The organism is Streptomyces sp. NPDC058195 (genome assembly GCF_042883525.1).
GTDB lineage: Bacteria > Actinomycetota > Actinomycetes > Streptomycetales > Streptomycetaceae > Streptomyces.
Genome location: NZ_JBHVVM010000001.1, coordinates 50,197 through 71,304, shown reverse-complemented (window position 1 = coordinate 71,304; position 21,108 = coordinate 50,197). Strand labels below are relative to the sequence as shown.

17 protein-coding genes are annotated in these 21,108 nt (G+C 70.5%); 12 read left to right on the top strand and 5 right to left on the bottom strand.

The features are described from left to right. Window positions 1-114: 114 nt before the first annotated feature. Both ACFVWY_RS00320 and ACFVWY_RS00315 read right to left on the bottom strand, forming a co-directional pair. Complete coding sequence (locus ACFVWY_RS00320) at window positions 115-2,397, bottom strand: (Fe-S)-binding protein (RefSeq protein ID WP_389865527.1); 2,283 nt, start codon at window positions 2,395-2,397, stop codon at window positions 115-117. Between the two features lie 86 nt (window positions 2,398-2,483). Further along, window positions 2,484-3,050, bottom strand: a complete 567-nt coding sequence (locus tag ACFVWY_RS00315; protein WP_389865525.1) for a sugar transferase — start codon at window positions 3,048-3,050, stop codon at window positions 2,484-2,486. A 452-nt stretch (window positions 3,051-3,502) separates the two neighbouring features. On the opposite strand from ACFVWY_RS00315, the gene dnaK reads away from it, so the two are divergent. From dnaK to ACFVWY_RS00295, 4 genes are all read left to right on the top strand, one after another. Then, window positions 3,503-5,347, top strand: coding sequence for a molecular chaperone DnaK (gene dnaK, locus ACFVWY_RS00310; protein ID WP_389865522.1), 1,845 nt, complete (start codon window positions 3,503-3,505; stop codon window positions 5,345-5,347). Next, the gene (gene grpE, locus ACFVWY_RS00305; RefSeq protein ID WP_389865519.1) at window positions 5,344-5,994 is read left to right on the top strand and encodes a nucleotide exchange factor GrpE; all 651 of its coding nucleotides are present in this window, start codon (window positions 5,344-5,346) and stop codon (window positions 5,992-5,994) included. The genes dnaK and grpE overlap by 4 nt, the downstream gene beginning before the upstream one ends. 93 nt (window positions 5,995-6,087) lie before the next feature. Continuing rightward, entirely contained in the window at window positions 6,088-7,272 is a 1,185-nt protein-coding gene (gene dnaJ, locus ACFVWY_RS00300) for a molecular chaperone DnaJ (protein ID WP_389865516.1), read from the top strand. Window position 7,273: 1 nt separating this feature from the next. Continuing rightward, a complete protein-coding gene (locus ACFVWY_RS00295) occupies window positions 7,274-7,720 on the top strand; it encodes a heat shock protein transcriptional repressor HspR (protein ID WP_352275737.1) in 447 nt (148 codons plus the stop codon). A 227-nt stretch (window positions 7,721-7,947) separates the two neighbouring features. On the opposite strand, the gene ACFVWY_RS00290 is transcribed toward ACFVWY_RS00295, so the two are convergent. After that, the gene (locus ACFVWY_RS00290; protein WP_389865514.1) at window positions 7,948-8,931 is read right to left on the bottom strand and encodes a helix-turn-helix transcriptional regulator; all 984 of its coding nucleotides are present in this window, start codon (window positions 8,929-8,931) and stop codon (window positions 7,948-7,950) included. A gap of 140 nt (window positions 8,932-9,071) precedes the next feature. Between ACFVWY_RS00290 and ACFVWY_RS00285 the strand changes: the two genes are divergently transcribed. Together ACFVWY_RS00285 and ACFVWY_RS00280 are read left to right on the top strand one after the other, a co-directional pair. Beyond that, window positions 9,072-9,326, top strand: a complete 255-nt coding sequence (locus tag ACFVWY_RS00285) for a 5'-nucleotidase (RefSeq protein ID WP_389865512.1) — start codon at window positions 9,072-9,074, stop codon at window positions 9,324-9,326. After that, complete coding sequence (locus ACFVWY_RS00280; protein WP_072487853.1) at window positions 9,323-9,643, top strand: (2Fe-2S)-binding protein; 321 nt, start codon at window positions 9,323-9,325, stop codon at window positions 9,641-9,643. The genes ACFVWY_RS00285 and ACFVWY_RS00280 overlap by 4 nt, the downstream gene beginning before the upstream one ends. Before the next feature lie 181 nt (window positions 9,644-9,824). Here the strand turns inward: ACFVWY_RS00280 and ACFVWY_RS00275 are convergent, their stop codons facing one another. After that, a complete protein-coding gene (locus tag ACFVWY_RS00275; RefSeq protein WP_389865510.1) occupies window positions 9,825-10,229 on the bottom strand; it encodes a pyridoxamine 5'-phosphate oxidase family protein in 405 nt (134 codons plus the stop codon). Window positions 10,230-10,458: 229 nt separating this feature from the next. On the opposite strand from ACFVWY_RS00275, the gene clpB reads away from it, so the two are divergent. The 3 genes from clpB (at window position 10,459) to ACFVWY_RS00260 (ending at window position 15,608) form a co-directional block, all read left to right on the top strand. Further along, on the top strand, window positions 10,459-13,053 hold the full coding sequence (gene clpB / locus ACFVWY_RS00270) for an ATP-dependent chaperone ClpB (protein ID WP_389865507.1): 2,595 nt from the start codon (window positions 10,459-10,461) through the stop codon (window positions 13,051-13,053). A 582-nt stretch (window positions 13,054-13,635) separates the two neighbouring features. After that, window positions 13,636-14,901: an MFS transporter gene (locus tag ACFVWY_RS00265; RefSeq protein WP_389865505.1), complete on the top strand. Its 1,266-nt coding sequence runs from the start codon at window positions 13,636-13,638 to the stop codon at window positions 14,899-14,901. A 131-nt stretch (window positions 14,902-15,032) separates the two neighbouring features. After that, window positions 15,033-15,608, top strand: coding sequence for a YbjN domain-containing protein (locus tag ACFVWY_RS00260; RefSeq protein WP_389865503.1), 576 nt, complete (start codon window positions 15,033-15,035; stop codon window positions 15,606-15,608). 90 nt (window positions 15,609-15,698) lie between these two features. Here the strand turns inward: ACFVWY_RS00260 and ACFVWY_RS00255 are convergent, their stop codons facing one another. After that, a complete protein-coding gene (locus tag ACFVWY_RS00255) occupies window positions 15,699-16,868 on the bottom strand; it encodes a pyridoxal phosphate-dependent aminotransferase (RefSeq protein ID WP_389865502.1) in 1,170 nt (389 codons plus the stop codon). 820 nt (window positions 16,869-17,688) lie between these two features. Between ACFVWY_RS00255 and ACFVWY_RS00250 the strand changes: the two genes are divergently transcribed. The 3 genes from ACFVWY_RS00250 (at window position 17,689) to ACFVWY_RS00240 (ending at window position 21,097) form a co-directional block, all read left to right on the top strand. Continuing rightward, on the top strand, window positions 17,689-18,210 hold the full coding sequence (locus ACFVWY_RS00250; RefSeq protein WP_389865499.1) for a DUF2617 family protein: 522 nt from the start codon (window positions 17,689-17,691) through the stop codon (window positions 18,208-18,210). A gap of 199 nt (window positions 18,211-18,409) precedes the next feature. After that, window positions 18,410-20,008 carry a polyamine aminopropyltransferase gene (locus tag ACFVWY_RS00245; RefSeq protein ID WP_389865496.1) on the top strand — a complete coding sequence of 533 codons (1,599 nt, stop codon included), beginning with the start codon at window positions 18,410-18,412 and terminating at the stop codon, window positions 20,006-20,008. Between the two features lie 126 nt (window positions 20,009-20,134). Beyond that, the gene (locus ACFVWY_RS00240) at window positions 20,135-21,097 is read left to right on the top strand and encodes a carbon monoxide dehydrogenase (protein ID WP_389865494.1); all 963 of its coding nucleotides are present in this window, start codon (window positions 20,135-20,137) and stop codon (window positions 21,095-21,097) included. The last annotated feature ends 11 nt before the right edge of the window (window positions 21,098-21,108 follow it).

Genomic DNA, 21,108 nt, shown 5'->3' with positions numbered 1-21,108 from the left:
GTGTCCGCCCCCGGGTCCGTACGGCGCGCTCACGAGGGGCGGGAACGGCAGCAGCGGCCGGTCCCGCCCCCGAGGCGGATCCGGCCGCTGCTGACGCGCGGGCTGAACGGGCCGTTACTTCACCGGCTCCGGCTCCGGCGCGTCCTCCGTCTCGGCCTCCCCGGCGGGGTCGGCCGGGGTCTTGACCGAGTCCAGCAGCAGCTGCGAGACGTCGACGACCTGGATCGACTCCTTGGCCTTGCCGTCGTTCTTCTTGCCGTTCACGGAGTCCGTGAGCATGACCAGGCAGAACGGGCAGGCGGTGGAGACGATGTCCGGGTTCAGCGAGAGGGCCTCGTCGACGCGCTCGTTGTTGATGCGCTTGCCGATCCGCTCCTCCATCCACATCCGGGCTCCGCCGGCGCCGCAGCAGAAGCCGCGCTCCTTGTGGCGGTGCATCTCCTGCTGGCGCAGACCGGGGACCTTGTCCATGATCTCGCGCGGCGGGGTGTAGATCTTGTTGTGACGGCCCAGGTAGCACGGGTCGTGGTACGTGATCAGGCCCTCGACCGGGGTCACCGGGATCAGCTTGCCCTCGTCGATGAGGTGCTGGAGCAGCTGTGTGTGGTGGATGACCTCGTAATCGCCGCCGAGCTGCGGGTACTCGTTGGCGATGGTGTTGAAGCAGTGCGGGCAGGTCGCGACGATCTTCTTCGAAGCCTTCGGCTTCTTCGTCGACTCGTCCACGTTCCCGTCGTCGTCGAAGGACTCGCCGAACGCCATGTTCAGCATCGCCACGTTCTCCTGGCCGAGCTGCTGGAACAGCGGCTCGTTGCCCAGACGGCGGGCGGAGTCACCGGTGCACTTCTCGTCGCCGCCCATGATCGCGAAGTTGACGCCCGCGATGTGCAGCAGTTCCGCGAAGGCCTTGGTGGTCTTCTTCGCCCGGTCCTCCAGGGCGCCCGCGCAGCCGACCCAGTACAGGTAGTCGACCTCGGTGAGGTCCTCGACGTCCTTGCCGACGATCGGGACCTCGAAGTCGACCTCCTTGGTCCACTCGACGCGCTGCTTCTTGGCCAGACCCCAGGGGTTGCCCTTCTTCTCCAGGTTCTTGAGCATCGTGCCCGCCTCGGACGGGAACGCGGACTCGATCATCACCTGGTAGCGGCGCATGTCGACGATGTGGTCGATGTGCTCGATGTCGACCGGGCACTGCTCGACACAGGCACCGCAGGTGGTGCAGGACCACAGGACGTCCGGGTCGATGACCCCGTTCTCCTCGGCCGTGCCGATCAGCGGGCGCTCGGCCTCGGCGAGGGCCGCTGCCGGTACGTCCTTCAGCTGCTCCTCGGACGCCTTCTCCTCGCCCTCCATCGTCTTGCCGCCACCGGCCAGCAGGTACGGGGCCTTGGCGTGCGCGTGGTCGCGCAGCGACATGATGAGGAGCTTGGGGGAGAGCGGCTTGCCGGTGTTCCAGGCGGGGCACTGCGACTGGCAGCGGCCGCACTCGGTGCAGGTGGAGAAGTCGAGGATGCCCTTCCAGGAGAACTGCTCGACCTGGGAGACGCCGAAGACGGCGTCGTCGGCCGGGTCCTCCCAGTCGATCTCCTTGCCGCCCGACGTCATCGGCTGGAGCGCGCCGAGCGCGGTCGCGCCGTCCGCGTTCCGCTTGAACCAGATGTTCGGGAAGCCGAGGAAGCGGTGCCAGGCGACACCCATGTTGGTGTTGAGCGAGACGGTGATCATCCAGATCAGCGAGGTGCCGATCTTGACCATCGCGGTGAAGTAGATGAGGTTCTGCAGCGTGCCGGTCGCCAGCCCCTTGAAGGCGAGCACCAGCGGGTACGAGACGAAGTACGACGCCTCGTAGCCCTCCACGTGGTGGATCGCACCCTCCAGACCGCGCAGGGTCAGGATCGCGAGGCCGATGATGAGGATGACGTACTCGACGAAGTACGCCTGCCACGCCTTGGAGCCCGCGAAGCGGGACTTGCGGCCGGCCCGGGAGGGCAGGTTCAGCAGCCGGATGGCGATCAGCACGAGGATGCCGACCGTCGTCATCAGGCCGATGAACTCGGTGTACATCTCGAACGGGGCCCAGTCGCCGATGACCGGCAGGACCCAGTCGGCCTGGAAGAGCTGCCCGTACGCCTGGATCAGTGTCGGCGGCAGGGTCAGGAAGCCGATGGCGACGAACCAGTGCGCGAAGCCGACGATCCCCCACCGGTTCATCCGGGTGTGGCCGAGGAACTCCCTGACCAGGGTGATCGTGCGCTCTTTGGGTTGATCGGTGCGGCTGCCTGCCGGGACCGGTTGGCCGAGCGTGACGAACCGGTAGATCTGTGCGACGGCTCGGGCGATGAGCGCAACGCCGACGACAGTCAGCACCAGCGACACGATGATCGCGGCGAGTTGCATGTGAGGGCTCCTCGGGCCTGCGAGGGTGGACCCAGCGTCGATGAGCGAATACTGGGATAATCTGAGATTACTAAGCAGTAACTTAATCAGTCCGTGCTGACACTACCCACTTCTTCCGCCGCTCTGTAGCCGGACAGGCGGTGATCTGTGTCGCTCGCCCGCGCCCGGCGGCGCCGGGCGCACCCCCGGAGCGCCCCGCGCAGCCGCATGCGCGCGGCGCTCGCCAGGATGGCGAGGTCCATGCCCGCCCAGTGGTGCTCCGCGTAGTGCTGGTCCAGCAGGGCCGGCTCGTCCCACGGCATCCCGGAGTGCGAGCGGATCCGGGCCAGGCCGGTGAGGCCCGGCCGCAGTTCCTGCCGCCAGTGTCTCGCGGCGGGGAGGCCGCGGGGGTCGGCGGGGTCCGCCGGGCCGGGCGGCAGGGGCTCCGGGCCGACCAGTGAGAGGTCGCCCCGTACGACGTGCGGCAGCCGGGAGAGCACGTCCAGGCCCAGTCGGCGGGTGCGCAGCGAGCGCAGTACGAAGACCTCGCCGCCCAGGCCGACGCGGGGTCCGCGGTCCAGTACGCCGCCGGGGGGCCGCCGCGCCGCCAGGGTGAGGGCGCCGACGACGAGCAGCGGGGAGGACAGGGCCAGCAGGGCCGAGCCGAGGGTCACGTCCAGGACGCGCTTGGCGGAGGGGTGTGTCCATGGGCCCGCCCCTCCGCCGGGCGGGCGGGTCCGTGAGCCCTCCCCTCCGCCGGGCGGGCGCGTCCGTGAACCCTCCCCTCCGCCGGGCGGGCGCGTCCATGGGCCCGGTCCGGACCCGTGGGTCCGTCTCCTCGCCCCCGCGTCCGTCCTCTTCTTCTTTCTTTGCGTCTGTGTCTCCATCGGTCCGCCCGCCGGTTTTACGCGTATTGCGACATTTTGTGACAGAACAATCCCATGGGGCGATGATGGGAAGGGGCAGCGTTGCGGGGGTGAGGGGGGTGTTGCGCGCCGAGGGGGCGGATGGCGCGAGAGCTGTGCACGATAGTTGAGTCCACCCGACTCAGGTCTGTTGACAGTGGAGCGGGTGTCATGCATCCTTGAGTCAGTTCCGCTCAAGTAGGCAAGTTGGAGGAATCGAAATGGCACGTGCGGTCGGCATCGACCTGGGCACGACTAACTCCGTCGTCAGCGTTCTCGAAGGCGGCGAGCCCACCGTCATCACCAACGCAGAGGGCGCCAGGACCACGCCGTCCGTCGTCGCCTTCGCGAAGAACGGCGAGGTGCTGGTCGGCGAGGTCGCCAAGCGCCAGGCAGTGACGAACGTCGACAGGACGATCCGTTCCGTCAAGCGCCACATGGGCACTGACTGGAAGATCGACCTGGACGGCAAGAGCTTCAACCCGCAGCAGATGAGCGCCTTCATCCTGCAGAAGCTGAAGCGCGACGCCGAGGCGTACCTCGGGGAGAAGGTGACCGACGCGGTCATCACCGTCCCCGCGTACTTCAACGACTCGGAGCGTCAGGCCACGAAGGAGGCCGGCGAGATCGCGGGCCTGAACGTCCTGCGCATCGTCAACGAGCCGACCGCCGCCGCCCTGGCGTACGGACTCGACAAGGACGACCAGACGATCCTGGTCTTCGACCTCGGTGGCGGCACCTTCGACGTGTCGCTCCTGGAGATCGGTGACGGCGTCGTCGAGGTGAAGGCCACCAACGGTGACAACCACCTCGGTGGTGACGACTGGGACCAGCGCGTCGTCGACTACCTGGTGAAGCAGTTCGCCAACGGGCACGGCGTGGACCTGTCCAAGGACAAGATGGCTCTCCAGCGTCTCCGCGAGGCCGCGGAGAAGGCGAAGATCGAGCTCTCGTCCTCGACCGAGACCACGATCAACCTGCCCTACATCACGGCGTCCGCCGAGGGCCCGCTGCACCTGGACGAGAAGCTCACGCGCTCGCAGTTCCAGCAGCTGACCGCTGACCTCCTGGACCGCTGCAAGACGCCGTTCCACAACGTCATCAAGGACGCGGGCATCCAGCTCTCCGAGATCGACCACGTCGTTCTCGTCGGTGGCTCCACCCGTATGCCGGCCGTCGCCGAGCTCGTCAAGGAGATGACCGGTGGCCAGGAGGCCAACAAGGGTGTGAACCCGGACGAGGTCGTCGCCATCGGCGCCTCGCTCCAGGCCGGTGTCCTCAAGGGCGAGGTCAAGGACGTTCTGCTCCTCGACGTCACCCCGCTGTCCCTCGGTATCGAGACCAAGGGCGGCATCATGACCAAGCTCATCGAGCGCAACACCACGATCCCGACGAAGCGCTCCGAGATCTTCACGACGGCCGAGGACAACCAGCCGTCCGTGCAGATCCAGGTCTACCAGGGCGAGCGCGAGATCGCGGCGTACAACAAGAAGCTCGGCATGTTCGAGCTGACCGGTCTTCCGCCGGCCCCGCGCGGCGTCCCGCAGATCGAGGTCTCCTTCGACATCGACGCGAACGGCATCATGCACGTCGCCGCGAAGGACCTCGGCACGGGCAAGGAGCAGAAGATGACCGTCACCGGCGGCTCCTCGCTGCCGAAGGACGAGGTCAACCGGATGCGTGAGGAGGCCGAGCAGTACGCGGAGGAGGACCACCGCCGCCGCGAGGCCGCCGAGTCGCGCAACCAGGGCGAGCAGCTCGTCTACCAGACGGAGAAGTTCCTCAAGGACAACGAGGACAAGGTCCCCGGTGATGTGAAGACGGAGGTGGAGACCGCGCTCACCGAGCTGAAGGAGAAGCTCAAGGGCGAGGACAGCGCCGAGATCCGTACCGCCACCGAGAAGGTCGCGGCCGTCTCCCAGAAGCTCGGCCAGGCGATGTACGCCAACGCCCAGGGCGAGGGTGCCCCGCAGGGTGAAGGCGCCCAGCAGGCCAAGGCCGATGACGATGTCGTCGACGCCGAGATCGTGGACGACGAAAAGGACGCCAAGGGCGGTGCGGTGTGACCGAGGAGACTCCGGGCTTCGAGGAGAAGCCCGACGTCCCCTCCGGCGCCACCTCTGAAGGAGCCGAGCCGAAGGACGCCGCCCCCTCTTCGGAGGAGGGGGCGTCCCCGGCCGGGGACGGAGTGCAGACAGTCGGCCTGACGGCCCAGCTGGACCAGGTCCGCACCGCGCTCAACGAGCGCACGGGCGACCTCCAGCGGCTCCAGGCCGAGTACCAGAACTACCGCCGCCGCGTCGAGCGGGACCGGGCCACGGTCAAGGAGATCGCCGTGGCGGGCTTCCTGTCCGAGCTGCTTCCGGTGCTCGACGACGTCGGCCGCGCCCGGGACCACGGCGAGCTGGTGGGCGGGTTCAAGTCGGTGGCCGAGTCGCTGGAGACGGTCGTCGCCAAGCTGGGCCTGCAGCAGTTCGGCAAGGAGGGTGAGCCCTTCGACCCGACGATCCACGAGGCCCTGATGCACTCGTACGCGCCGGACGTCACGGAGACGACCTGCGTGGCGATCCTGCAGCCGGGGTATCGGATGGGCGAGCGCACCATCCGCCCCGCGCGGGTGGCGGTGGCCGAACCCCAGCCGGGGGCGACCCCGGCGGCCGCGAAGGAAGAGAAGGCAACCGACGAGGAGAGCGGTGGCACCGAGGAGGTCTGACACCCTGTCTGACCATCTCGCGGCCCGCCGCCCGGCCATGCGACCGGCCCACACGCCGGCCGCATGGCCGATCGTCCGGAAGGAGGGACGTCGATGAGCACGAAGGACTTCGTCGAGAAGGACTACTACAAGGTCCTCGGCGTCCCCAAGGACGCCACCGACGCCGAGATCAAGAAGGCGTACCGGAAGCTCGCCCGCGAGTTCCACCCGGACGCCAACAAGGGCGACGACAAGGCTGAGGAGCGCTTCAAGGAGATCTCCGAGGCGAACGACATTCTCGGCGACAGCAAGAAGCGCAAGGAGTACGACGAGGCGCGTGCCCTCTTCGGCAACGGCGGCTTCCGGGCCGGTCCCGGGGGCGCGGGAGGCAACTTCAACTTCGACCTGGGCGACCTCTTCGGAGGCGGTCAGGGCGGGGGCGGCCAGAGCGGTGCCGGCGGCTTCGGCGGCGGCGGCCTGGGCGATGTCTTCGGCGGCCTGTTCAACCGGGGAGGCGCGGGACCGCGGGTGCAGCCGCGCCGCGGCCAGGACATCGAGTCCGAGGTGACGCTCAGCTTCACCGAGGCGGTCGACGGGGCCACCGTCCCGTTGCGGATGTCCAGCCAGGCGCCCTGCAAGGCGTGTTCCGGCACCGGTGACAAGAACGGCACCCCCAGGGTCTGCCAGACCTGTCTCGGCACCGGCCAGGTCTCGCGCGGCTCCGGCGGCGGCTTCTCGCTCACCGATCCCTGTGTGGACTGCAAGGGCCGGGGCCTCATCGCCCAGGACCCGTGCGACGTCTGCAAGGGCTCCGGACGGGCCAAGTCCTCCCGGACCATGCAGGTCAGGATTCCGGCGGGCGTCTCGGACGGCCAGCGGATCCGGCTGCGCGGCAAGGGCGGTCCGGGCGAGCGCGGCGGTCCGGCCGGTGATCTGTACGTCGTGGTCCACGTCGACGCCCACCCGGTCTTCGGCCGCAAGGGCGACAACCTCACCGTCACCGTCCCCGTCGACTTCACGGAGGCGGCCCTCGGCGGCGAGGTGAAGGTGCCCACGCTCGGCGGTCCGCCGGTCACGCTGAAGCTGCCCGCGGGAACGCCCAACGGGCGCACGATGCGGGCCCGCGGCAAGGGCGCCGTACGCAAGGACGGCACCCGGGGCGACCTGCTGGTCACCGTGGAGGTGGCGGTACCCAAGGACCTCGGCGACGAGGCCCGGGACGCGCTGGAGGCATACCGTAAGGCGACCGCGGGTCACGACCCGCGGGCTGAACTGTTCCAGGCCGCGAAGGGAGCTTGAGGTGGACGGCCGACGACGCAATCCGTACGAACTGACCGATGAGACACCGGTGTACGTGATCTCGATCGCGGCCCAGCTCTCGGGGCTCCATCCGCAGACCCTGCGCCAGTACGACCGCCTCGGCCTGGTCTCTCCCGACCGCACGGCCGGGCGCGGCAGGCGCTACTCGGCCCGTGACATCGAACTGCTGCGCACGGTGCAGCAGCTGTCGCAGGACGAGGGGATCAACCTCGCCGGCATCAAGCGCATCATCGAGCTGGAGAACCAGGTCGCCGCACTCCAGCAGCGCGTCGCCGAGCTCTCGGCGGCCGTGGACGGCGCGGCGCAGGCGATGCAGCAGCGCGAGGCCCAGGTGCACGCCTCGTACCGGCGTGATCTGGTGCCCTATCAGGACGTGCAGCAGACCAGTGCGTTGGTGGTCTGGCGGCCCAAGCGGCCGAAGGGCTGAGACGGGGCCGCATACGGCCGAGGAGGGCCGGGAGCCGACCTGAGGGGCGGCTCCCGGCCCTTTGCCGTGTTCCGGGGCGGGGCCCTCCGGGAGCCGGTCGTGGCCAGCCCCGGGCGCCGGGCCCGCGAGCGGTGCGCGGCCAGGAGCCCTCGTCCGGCCAGGAGTCGCCGGGGGCCGGGAACCGTCGAGGGGCCAGGAGCCTTCGCGGCGTCCCGGGCCCCGCGGGGTCAGGAGTCCTCTTCGAGGATGCCGGAGCGGGCTATCAGGTAGCCGAGCTGGGCCCGGCTGCTGCTGCCGAGGGCGGCGGCGAGCTTGGCGACATGGGCGCGGCAGGTACGGACGTTCATACCGAGCCGACGGGCTATGGAGTCGTCCACATGCCCCTCCACCAGAAGCTGGGCGATGGACCGCTGGACCCCGCTGATGCCGAGCGAGGTCGGTTCGTACTTGACCTCTTCGCGCAATGGCGCCGCCCGGGTCCACAGCTGCTCGAACACGTTGGCCAGGTACTGCACGAGCCCGGGGTTGCGGAGTTCCAGGGCGATCTGGTCGTCGTCGCTGGCGGGAATGAACGCGACGGTCCGGTCGAACACGATGAGGCGGCCGATGAGTTCCTCCAGCGTGCGTATCTCCACGTTGTCGTCGGTCATGCGCTCCGCGTACGCGAGCGTGCTGGGGCTGTGGCGCACGGTGTGCTGATAGAGGGTGCGCATGCGGATGCCGCGGTGAACGACCGACAGGCCCCGTTCCAGCGACTTGCTGAGGCGATCCTCGCTCCGCCCGCCGCCGGGCTGGACGGTGAGCACTTCGGTACGGCACTCTGCGGTGGCGAGGTCCAGGGCCGCGTTGATCCGGTTCACGCCTTCCAGCACGGTGATGGCGTGGGTGGTGGGCGGCCCCACGGTACTGATGTCCATGAACGGCTCGAACGATTCCGTCAGCTCGACCGAGTGCCGTCGCCGCTCCAAGATCTCACGCTCTAGGGGATGCAGATGCTGCGCGAGGGCGGTGGACGGCGGAACGGGCCGGAGCCAGGCCGGGTCGTCCGGATCGGGATGAAGCAGCGCGAACTCCATCAGGCAAGGAGCCGGTTCCACTTCGACGCGGGCGATGCGTCCCAGCCGCAAAGCACTGGCGTAAAGGCGTGATCCCGCGTCGCACAGTTCGGTGATCCCGTGAGAATGTGTCGGCTTTGTGTCGCTTGTGGTCATATCGTCACCCCCCAGGTTCCTGAACATGCAGGAACATGATGCATCTCCGCAGTGGTGCTCGCGTGCCCAGGTGAGACATCGTCTTAGGTGCGGGGGAGAAGAATCCACAAGTGAGGACGAAGCCGACTATGTATAAGCGAATGCATCGCTCGGCGCTTGCCGTCTCGTTCGTCGCGGCCCTGGGCATCGGGCTGCTGGGCGGCAGCGACATTGGCTGGAGCGAGGACAGTGTCGCCGGTGGTGACATCGGGTGGACTGTCCAGGCCACCGACATCGGCTGGCTCTCGCCCGCCGCGTCGTCCGACATCGGCTGGGTCTCGCCCGCGACGTCGTCCGACATCGGCTGGGTCTCGCCCGCCGGCACCGGCTCCGTCACGGCCCGTACGGGCGCATGACCATCCCGCCGGACGACCGGACCTTCCGGCGGGAGATGGCCACGGCCTACCGATCAGGCTGGCACTTCATCGATCTCGTCACTGCCATCCCCCACTGTGGCGACTCGTTGATGGTCACTCTGTTCGGCGACCCGATTGTTGTCGCACGCGAAGAAGACGACGAAGTACGTGCCTACCGATGCCTCCGCAAGCCGCGTGGAGCTCCGCAGCCCGTCCGCTGCGCGATCCGGTACGACATGATCTTCGTAAACCTCGACCGGCGGGATCACCAGCTGTTCGAGCCAGAGACTATTTCCGCCACCCCCCGCAGTGCCTGAGCGATCCCCCGTCGTTCCATGTCGCTCAGTCACTCCCCCACACAACGGCGCCATCGTGACCTGAACACGGTGGCGCCGTTGTGCTTTTCCCGGACAGGTTCCGGCGCGGATTCCCGGACGCTTCTCCGGTGTGGATTCCGGGCCGGTCTCCGGGCGGCTCCCGGGCCGGTCTCCGGGCCGGTCAGGCCCTGCCGAGTGCCCGGTCCACGGCGATCTCTATGACGATCCGTTCCGGGTTCGGCCGCGGCGTACGCCCGTAGCGTTCCGTGTAGCGGCGCACCGCCTCGGCCACCGCCTCCGGCTCGGTACGCACCGTCGCCCGCCCCTCCAGCGTCGCCCAGTGGCGTCCGTCGATCTGGCAGACGGCGACCCGTGCCCCGTCGGGGCCCGCGGCCAGGACGTTGCGGGCCTTGCGGGTGTTCCTGCCGGTGATGATCCGCGCCAGTCGCGCGTCGGGGTCGTACGTCACGCCCACCGGCACCACGTGCGGAGTGCCGTCGGGGCGGGGCGTGGTCAGGGTGCACACGTGCCGCGCGCGCCAGAAGGCGAGGTACTCGGGGCCGGGGTTCGTCACGTCGACTGCCATGGTTCCAGACCCTATGGCCTCGTGCCCGGAGGGGCCGCGGGCCCCGGCTGCGGTGGCGGAGGGCCGGGGCGGCCGGTTCACTCGAAGCAGCGGATCCGCCCCGTGATCCACCCCGTACCGGCCGCGGAGCCGTCCCGGCAGAAAGTTGAGTGGAGAGGACTCAATACTTCCTTGAGTGGGATAGACTCAACTTTACGCACGTCGGTCGAGTCAGGAGGAGAGAGCGCACGTGGACGCCGAGCTGACCAACAAGAGCCGGGACGCCCTCAACGCGGCCACCAGCAGGGCCGTGAAGGACGGGCACCCCGACCTGACCCCCGGACATCTGCTGCTCGCGCTGCTCGAGGGGGAGGGGCGGCAGGCGAGCGCGAACATCATCGATCTGCTCGCCGCCGTGGACGCCGACCAGATCGCCGTACGGGCCGAGACCGAGCGGCTGCTGGGCTCGCTGCCCAGCGTCACGGGCTCGACCGTCGCCCCGCCGCAGCCCGACCGCGATCTGCTCGCCGTCGTCACGGACGCCGCGGAGCGGGCGCGGGACCTCGGCGACGACTACGTCTCCACCGAGCACCTGCTGATCGGCATCGCCGCCAAGGGTGGCCGCGCCGGTGAGGTCCTGGCAGGTCAGGGGGCTACTGCGAAGAAGCTGCTGAACGCGTTCGAGACGATCAGGGGAGGGCGACGGGTGACCACACCCGACCCGGAGGGACAGTACAAGGCACTGGAGAAGTTCGGCACGGACTTCACCGCGGCCGCGCGCGAGGGCAAGCTCGACCCGGTCATCGGGCGTGACCAGGAGATCCGCCGGGTCGTCCAGGTGCTGTCCCGCCGCACGAAGAACAACCCGGTGCTCATCGGCGAGCCCGGCGTCGGCAAGACCGCCGTCGTCGAGGGCCTCGCCCAGCGCATCGTCAAGGGCGACGTCCCCGAGTCCCTGCGCAACAAGCGGCTGGTCTCGCTCGACCTCGGCGCGATGGTCGCGGGCGCCAAGTACCGCGGCGAGTTCGAGGAGCGGCTGAAGACCGTCCTCTCCGAGATCAAGGAGAGCGACGGCCAGATCATCACCTTCATCGACGAGCTGCACACCGTCGTGGGCGCGGGCGCCGGTGGCGACTCCGCCATGGACGCGGGCAACATGCTCAAGCCGATGCTGGCCCGCGGTGAGCTGCGCATGGTCGGCGCGACGACGCTCGACGAGTACCGCGAGCGGATCGAGAAGGACCCGGCCCTCGAACGCCGCTTCCAGCAGGTGCTGGTGGCCGAGCCGAGCGTCGAGGACACCATCGCGATCCTGCGCGGGCTCAAGGGCCGCTACGAGGCCCACCACAAGGTCTCCATCGCGGACTCCGCGCTGGTGGCCGCCGCGACCCTCTCGGACCGCTACATCACCTCCCGCTTCCTCCCCGACAAGGCGATCGACCTGGTCGACGAGGCGGCGTCCCGGCTGCGGATGGAGATCGACTCCTCGCCGGTCGAGATCGATGAGCTCCAGCGTGCCGTCGACCGCCTGCACATGGAGGAGCTGGCGCTCAAGAACGAGACCGACCCCGCCTCCCGGGAGCGTCTGGACCGGCTGCGCCGCGACCTCGCCGACAAGGAGGAGGAGCTGCGCGGCCTCAACGCCCGCTGGGAGAAGGAGAAGCAGGGCCTCAACCGTGTCGGTGAGCTGAAGGAGCGCCTCGACGAACTGCGCGGCCAGGCCGAACGCGCCCAGCGCGACGGCGACTTCGACACCGCGTCCAAGTTGCTGTACGGGGAGATCCCGGGTGTGGAGCGGGAGCTGGCGGAGGCGTCCGAGGCGGAGCAGGAGGCCGCCAAGGACACGATGGTCAAGGACGAGGTCGGACCGGACGACATCGCCGACGTCGTCGGCTCCTGGACCGGCATTCCCGCCGGGCGGCTGCTGGAGGGCGAGACCCAGAAGCTGCTGCGCATGGAGGACGAGCTGGGCAAGCGCCTCATCGGCCAGGGCGAGGCCGTGCGCGCGGTGTCGGACGCGGTACGCCGCACCCGCGCGGGGATCGCCGACCCCGACCGGCCCACCGGCTCGTTCCTCTTCCTCGGACCGACCGGCGTCGGCAAGACCGAGCTGGCGAAGGCGCTCGCCGACTTTCTCTTCGACGACGAGCGGGCCATGGTCCGCATCGACATGAGTGAGTACAGCGAGAAGCACAGCGTGGCCCGGCTGGTCGGGGCCCCGCCCGGATACGTCGGCTACGAGGAGGGCGGCCAGCTCACCGAGGCGGTCCGCCGCCGCCCGTACAGCGTCGTGCTGCTGGACGAGGTGGAGAAGGCCCATCCCGAGGTCTTCGACATCCTGCTCCAGGTGCTCGACGACGGCCGTCTCACCGACGGCCAGGGGCGCACGGTCGACTTCCGCAACACCATCCTGATCCTGACGTCCAACCTCGGCAGCCAGTACCTGGTCGACCCGCTGACCAAGCCGGAGGAGAAGCGGGCCCAGGTCCTGGATGTCGTACGGGCCTCGTTCAAGCCGGAGTTCCTCAACCGGCTGGACGACCTGGTGGTCTTCTCGGCGCTCTCCGGTGACGAGCTGGCCCACATCGCGCGGCTCCAGATCGACCGGCTCGCGAAGCGGCTGGCCGACCGCCGCCTCACCCTCGACATCACGCCCGAGGCGCTGGCCTGGCTGGCCGAGGAGGGCAACGACCCGGCGTACGGCGCCCGGCCGCTGCGCCGCCTCATCCAGACGGCGATCGGTGACCGGCTGGCGAAGGAGATCCTCGCGGGCGAGGTCAGGGACGGGGACACCGTGCGCGTCGACCGCGTCGGCGACGGCCTGCTCGTCGGCCCGGCGGTCTAGGGTCTTTCGTTTGGATCAGGCTGGATCAGGGAGCGGGGGCTGGTGCGTGCAGCTGCAAGGCGGAGGAAGGAGCCGACGCGGAGCGTCGGTGACTGACGACAACGCGGCAGATGTGCGTGCCGGCCCCCGCGAGCCCGGCATGATCCAAACGAGAGGCCCTAAGGGCTGGCCCTTAGGCGCGTTCCACCCCCGGCCGCGTCCGGGGGCAGGCATCGCTGCGGAACGTGACATCCGAGGGCCGGGTGTCACGTTCCGTTCCGTGGGGGCCGGTGTGCTGCCGTGTTCGCGGACGCGGAGATTACGGTGATTTCGGGAGAACGGAAAAGGGTCCTCCGCGCCGAAGATGATCCATTCTTCAACATCGATATCGCGCCAAACGCTTCACTCCGCACCCAGGGGCGTGATCACCTTCCCCGGCTCCGCCCCGGACCGCATTCGCCACGTCTGACAAGGGACTTCAGGGCAGGAATCGAGGCCATCGGTCCCGGGGTGCACGAATAAACAGGACACCATGGCTCGCATGCCGTGACCTGCCCGCGGCAAGGATTAGAGGGCGAAATCGGCAGCCGGTAGCGTGCCCGCATGAACGAGCGGATAGGCGATGAGATAAACAAGGGGCCCAAGAAGCCCAGGTCTGACAATCTCTTTCGCCTTGGCGAATTCCGTACCCTTTGGGCTGCTTACGCTCAGTCGATCCTGGGCGACCAACTGGCCCGGGTGGCACTGTCGTTGCTCGTTTTCGAACGCACCGACTCGCCGGGGTGGACCGCGGCGACGTACGCCCTGACCACCTTGCCCGCTCTGCTGTCCGGGGTGCTGCTGTCGGGCCTGGCGGACCGGTTCCCCCGGCGTACGGTCATGGTCAGCTGCGACCTGGTGCGGATGGCGCTGGTCGGGCTGATGGCCCTGCCCGGGATGCCGCTGCCGCTGCTCGCCGGACTGCTGGTGCTGGCGCAGCTGGCCGAGGCCCCCTTCGGCGCCGCCCAGGGGGCGCTGCTGCCCACCGTGCTCGGCGTCGAGCGGTACGAGCGCGGCCAGCGGGTCATGCAGATCACCCACCAGGTCGGCCAGCTGGTCGGCTTCGCCGGGGGCGGGCTGCTGGCCGCGTGGCTGGGCAGCCACCGCTCACTGGCCGTGAACGCGGCGACCTTCCTGCTCTCGGCGGCCCTGGTCCGGTTCGGGGTGAAGGCCCGTCCGGTGGCGAGCGCCGCGGCCCGTACGGCGAAGCTCGGCGCCCAGGTCGGCGGCGCCGCCTCGCTGATCTGGTCGGACCGCAGGCTCCGCTCGCTGCTCGCGCTGGGCTGGCTCGCAGGCTTCATCGTCCTGCCGGAGGGGCTGGCCGCCCCGTTCGCGGACGAGGCCGGCGGCGGGGCCTCCTCGGTGGGGCTGCTGCTCGCCTCGCATCCGGCGGGCATGGTGCTGGGGGCGGCGCTGCTGGGGAGGTCCGGGGTCGGGGACGAGACCCGGCGCCGGCTGCTCGGCCCGCTGGCGATCGCCGCGAACCTGCCGCTGCTGGCCTACTGGCTCGATCCCAGCGTGGGCATGGCGATGTTCCTGCTGCTGGTCGCCGGAGTGTGCTCGGCGTACCAGATCACCGCCGGGGCGACCTTCGTCCTGCTGACCCCGGTCGACCGGCGCGGCCAGGCGCTGGGACTGGCCAGGTCGGGGGTGACCGCCATGCAGGGCATCGGCGTCGCCGCCGGGGGCGCGGTGACCGAGGTGACCGGCTCCTCGGCGAACACCATCGGGGCCTCCGGGCTCCTCGGGGTGGTCTGCGCGGTGCTGGCCGCCGCCGCCTGGACCCGGGCCCGGGGGGCCGGGGCGGAGATGATTCCCGGAAGGGCGTAAGGGCTGTCCCGTGATCCCTGGCGGGCGCGGGGCTCCGGGACGATTCCCCGGAGGGCGTAGACCCCCTGGCGGCGAAACGCGGCTAGGGTCGTCGGCAGGAAACCACGTGCGATCCACAGGAGTACCCAGCGATGTCTATCGACCCGTCCTCGATTCCGAGTTTCGGCGCCCAGCCCGAACCGCAGGCGGCAGGACCCGCGGGCCCTGTTTTCCCCGACCAGGACCTGGTCAAGCAGCTCCTCGAACAGATGGAGGTGAAGTACGGCGTCGACGGCGAGGGTGACCTCGCGGCGGTCTGGGAGGACTTCCGCGTGTACTTCATGTTCCGTGGCGAGGCCGAGCAGCAGGTCTTCGCGGTCCGCACGTTCTACGACCGCCCGCACGCCGCCGACCAGCGTCCGGTCCTCCTCGACGCGATCGACGACTGGAACCGCAACACCCTGTGGCCCAAGGTCTACACCCACACCCACGAGCCCGAGGAGGGCTCCGAGGAGACCGAGGTCTCGGTCCGCCTGATCGGTGAGGCGCAGATGCTCACCGGCACGGGCGTCAGCCTGGAGCACTTCGTCTCCTCGACGGCCAGCTGGATCGGCGCCTCGATCCAGTTCGACCGCTGGCTCCAGGAGCGCCTGGGCCTGACGCCCTCCGAGGCGAAGGCGGACGGCGAGGAGCAGGCGGACGGCGAGGAGAAGGCCACCGACGCCTGACCCGCCCCCCGAACGCACCCCGGCCCGGGGCGACGGTCCCCCGACCGCCGCCCCGGGCCGGTCCGCGTCATACGGGCGCCGGGAGCCGGATCACGGAACCAGCCGGCCCAGGCGGCCGACCGCCTCCCGGAGGACCTCGTCCTTCTTGCAGAAGGTGAAACGGACCTGGCCGCGGCCCGCCTCCGGGTCGTCGTAGAAGACCGAGCTGGGCACGGCGACCACCCCGCAGCGCTCGGGGAGCGTGCGGCAGAAGGCGAGGGCGTCCTTCTCGCCGAAGGGGGTGATGTCGGTGGTGACGAAGTACGTGCCCTGCGGCCGGTGGACCTCGAACCCGGCCGTGCGCAGGCCGTCGGCGAGCAGGTCGCGCTTGCGTCGCAGGTCGGCGCGGAAGCGGTCGAAGTACGAGTCCGGGAGGCGGAGCGCCTCGGCGATCGCGTACTGGAAGGGGCCCGCGCTGACGTAGGTCAGGTACTGCTTGGCGGTGCGGACGGCGGAGACGAGCGGGGCGGGTGCGGTGACCCAGCCGACCTTCCAGCCGGTGTACGAGAAGGTCTTGCCCGCGGAGGAGATCGAGACGGTGCGCTCGCGCATACCGGGCAGCGTGGCCGCCGGGATGTGCGCGCCCTCGAAGACCAGGTGCTCGTACACCTCGTCGGTGACGACCAGGAGGTCGTGTGCCACGGCCAGCTCGGCGATCGCGGTCAGCTCCGCGCGGGTGAGGACCGTGCCCGTCGGGTTGTGCGGGGTGTTCAGGAGCAGCAGACGGGTCCGCGGGGTGATCTTGGACCGCAGTTCGTCCAGGTCGGGGCGGAAGGAGGGGGCGCGCAGGGTGAGCGGTACGCGCTGCGCTCCGGCCATCGCGATGCAGGCGGCGTAGGAGTCGTAGAAGGGCTCGAAGGCGATCACCTCGTCGCCCGGCTCCAGCAGCGCGAGCATGGTCGCGGCGATCGCCTCCGTCGCGCCCGCGGTGACCAGGACCTCCGTGTCGGGGTCGACGGGCAGGCCGTAGAAACGCTGCTGGTGGCCGGCGATCGCGGTGCGCAGCTCGGGGATGCCGGGGCCGGGCGGGTACTGGTTCCCGCGCCCGTCGCGCAGGGCCCGGACCGCGGCCTCGCGGATCTCCTCGGGGCCGTCGGTGTCGGGGAAGCCCTGGCCGAGATTGATGGAACCGGTGTGTACGGCGAGCGCCGACATCTCCGCGAAGATCGTCGTGCCGAACCCGGCGAGGCGGCGGTTGAGCAACGGTCGTCCCTGTGTCATGGCTGTCATCCTGCGCGGAAGCTCTGGAGTTGCTCAAGTCTGCATTGGCCGTTCGTGGCGGGGGCATTTCCCTTCCACGCGCGAAGCGCGCGGAAGCGGGGGGAGCTCGCTTCGGGGGAACGGGAAGACGAGGGGGCCGTGACTGTGGCCATATCCGTGCTTGCAGTGGTGATCGCGACGGCGATCGTGGTGGCCGTGACCGGGCTGGTCGTGGTGCTGGTGACGAGGGCCCGGAGGCGGAGGGCGGCGCGCAACTGGAGTGTGCGCCGGGGCGCGGGCGGCGGCAGCGCTGCTGGAGCCAGCTGGTGGGCCGGGAACAACAACGCCGGGAGCAATAACGCCGGTGGCGGCGGTACGTCCTGCGGCACGGCGGGCGGTGACTACGGCGGCAGCTCCGGCGGTCACTCCGGCGGTCACTCCGGCGGGCATTCCGGCGGGCACTCGTGCGGCGGAGGGCACTCCTGTGGCGGAGGGTCCTCGTGCGGCGGCGGGGGCGGCTGCGGCGGCGGGAGCTGAGCGGGCGCACGGTGCGCGATCGGCAGGTGTCCGGCGGGTGAACTCCCGCCGGACACCTTTTTGTTGGGCGATTTCGCGGGTCGTCCGTGAACAGATGATCCGAGAGGCCCCCGAGGGGATGGAAACCCCGGCAAGTTGGGTAAAAACGCTGTGGATGCGAACTATTCGTGGTTCCCTCGGTTGAGAGAACTTTCAGCCCTAGGACCCTAGTTGGACCTGATCGGGCGCTACCCACCTCCCACGAGCGGCACGCCAGGGGGGCGTCCCCTGTCCATGCGTCCATGCTTTCTTGTGGAGCCGACCCATGCTCACGACCCTCCAGACTGCTTATTCAGACACCCGTGCTGCCGACCTCGCCTGGGCGCTGGGGCGCGAACCGCTCCCCGCGCTGGCCGTGCTCGACCTGGATCTCGCCGGTGCCGCACTGCAGATGCGCCTGCTCGGCGCCTCCCATCAGGTGCTCCTTGAGGAGGACCGCGGGACCTGCTCCGAAACCGTCGCCTGTATCCCCGGCAGCAGCACCCCGCTTCCGCTCGGTGTCTCCAAGCGGCTCGGGGGGTGGGAGTACGAGTTCGCGGCTCGTGTCGAGACGCTTTCGGCGGGCCAGTTCGCGGGGCGTGCGCAGGAGCTGCTCGCGTTGGTGGCCGACCATCCGCACGGTCTCGCCGGGACGTTTCCCGGCAGCCCGTACGCCTTCACCGCCATGCTCGCCCAGCGGACCGAGGGGCAGGTGCGGTGGCGCACCTGGCACGCGTACCCGCAGGAGGGGCAGTTGGTGGTGACGCGTACCCGGGTGGGGGTGCGGATGCCCGCGGCGGTCTCCTGACCCGCCCCCCGCGGCGACACCTGCTTGTCGGCCCGCCCTCGCGGCGACACCTGCCCGTCGGCCCGCCCCGCTCCGTCGGGCCCGCGCCGTCGGCCCGCCCCGCCCCGCTCCGCTCCTTCGCCCAACTCCGTTGTGAACACGCCATTTACATCCGTGTGGGTGACAGGCTGCCACAGATTCGTGACGTAGCGTTCGGGTCATGATCGACCAGCAGGTGTCGCTGCGAGGGGGCGCGGCGTGTCTTTCCGTACGACCGAGGACCGGTCGGTATCTCGTGCTCGCCGCGGTTTTCGTCTGTGCCGCCTGCGGGCTGGTGTACGAGCTCGAACTCGTGGCTCTCGCCTCCTACTTGATCGGTGATTCGGTCACCCAGGCGTCCGTCGTGCTCTCCGTGATGGTGTTCGCGATGGGGATCGGGTCGCTTCTCGCGAAACGTTTGCGCAGCCGGGCCGCGGAGGGGTTCGGGCTGATCGAGGCGGCCCTCGCGCTCGTCGGCGGCTCCTCGGCGCTGGTGCTGTACGCCTCGTTCGCCTGGGTCGGGGAGTCGCGCTACGCCCTGGTCGGGTTCTCGCTCACGATCGGCGTCCTGACCGGTGCGGAGATCCCGCTGCTGATGACGCTGATCCAGCGGGTGGACCGGCAGGACGCGGGCGGTACGGTGGCGGACCTCTTCGCCGCCGACTACGTGGGCGCGCTGGTCGGCGGGCTCGCGTTCCCGTTCCTGCTGCTGCCGATGCTCGGCCAGCTGACCGGCGCGCTGTTCACCGGCGCGGTCAACGCGGCGGCGGGCGGGGCGCTGGTGCTGTGCGTGTTCCGCCGCGACCTCACCCGGCGCTCCCGCCGACTGCTGATCCTGCTCAACGTGGCGGTGATCGTGGTGCTGGCCGTCGCCACCGCGCTGGTCGGCGACTTCGAGCGGGCGGCGCGGCGCGCGGTGTACGGGGACGGGGTGCGGGTCGCCGAGCAGACCGCGGTGCAGGAGGTGGTGCTGACGGGCTCGGACCGCGGCTCCCTGAATCTGTACCTGGACGGGCGGCTGCGGGTCAGCGCGAGCGACGAGTACCGCTACCACGAGTCGCTGGTGCACCCGGTGATGAACGGGCCGCACGCCCGGGTGCTGGTCCTGGGCGGCGGCGACGGCCTCGCCGCCCGCGAGGCGCTGCGGTACCGGGACGTACGCGAGGTCACCGTGGTCGAGCTGGACGCGGGCGTCACCCGGCTGGCCCGCGAGGACCGGGCGCTTTCGGAGCTGAACGGCCACGCGTACCGCGATCCGCGGGTCACGGTGGTCACCGCGGACGCCTTCACCTGGCTGCGGGCGCGGCACGGCCGCTACGACGTGATCGTCTCGGACCTGCCCGATCCGGGGATCTCCAACAGCACCAAGCTGTACTCGGCGGAGTTCTACGGCCTGGTCGCCGAGTCACTGGTGCCCGGTGGGCGGCTGGTGGTGCACGGTGGCCCGCCGCTGTCCCGGCCGCGGACGTACTGGACGGTCGAGGCGTCGATGCGGGCGGCGGGGCTGCGCACCCGTCCGTACTGGATGAGCGGCCCTCGCTCCGACTCCGTGGCCGGGCCGGACCGGGCCACGCACCGGCGTCGTGACGCGCGCGGCTGGGGCTTCGTCCTGGCCGGCCGGGGGGAACGGCCGGGGCTCGGGCTGGCGGCGGGGCCGCCGGTACCGCGGTCGATGACGGGGCGCACGCTGGTGGCAGCGGGACGGGAGGCGGACCGGGCCCGGCCGTCCGGCCTGCCGCCGTCGACGCTGGTGCACCCGCGGTACTGGGAGGAGCGCTGAGCGGTACGGGGCGGGCACCGGTACGGGCGGGGCGGGCACCGGCACGGGCGGGAGGGGCGGTCGTCCCGGGGCGGCTCGGTGAGGAACCGCTGACGTGGCGGCCGGGGCTGAGTAGGCTCGGTTTCCATGGAGCATGAGGTGTTCGTTCCGGTTCCGGTCCCGTCCCTCCGGCGGACGCTGGGTGACCCTGTCCGCGTCGCGCGCTGCGTGCCGGGGCTTCAGCAGGACGCCGACGCGTCCGCGGACCCGCTGTCCGGCCGGCTCAGGATCAGGGTGGACGGCCACACGATCACGTACCGGGGCGCGCTGCGGCTCGCCGACGGTGCGGAGGACGGGGCGGCGGACGGTGCGGCGGACGGTGCGGAAGGCGAGCCGGAGCCGGAGTCGGCGGTGGTGCTGGTGACCGGTGAGGGAACCGAGGCCCGGGGCGGCGGTTCGGCGCGGCTGCGGCTCACGGTCCGGCTGACCGGGCGGGACGGCGGCACGGCGATCGGCTTCGCGGGAACGGCGGACGGTGAGGGCCGGATCCTGGACCTGGACGCGGCGGCGGCGCTCGCGGCGGCCAGGCGGCTGCTGGACCGTTTCGCCCAGCAACTGGTGACGGAGACGCTGGCGGGCGGCGGTGATGCCGGGGCCGCGACCGGGACCGGGGCGGCCGAGCGGTCCGTGGGGGAGGCCGTGGAGCAGGCCATCGAGGAGGCGGCCGAGGAGGCCGATACGACCGGGGCGTCCCCGGCGGACGGGGCGGGGGACGACGACGCGGAACCGCTCGCGGACGGGCCCGGGAACCCGCCGGGCACCGGCTCGGTCTTCGACGCTCCCGTACCGCCGCCCTCGCTCGACCCGGTGCCCGATGTCGAGTTCACCGTTCCCGAGGAGCCACCGGCGGAGGCCGCGCACGCCCGGCGGACCATGATCGGCCGCAGCGCCGAGGAGGTCGACCACGCGCCGCCGCGCGGCCGGTACGCCCCCGTCCCCTCACCCGACTCGGCCAACGCGGGCGCCGCGCTCCGCTGGGTCGTCCCGGCCGCCGCGTTCGCGCTGGCGTCCGCGGTGGTGGTGACCAGGGCATTGAGGCGGCGGCGGTAGCGCTCGCGCCA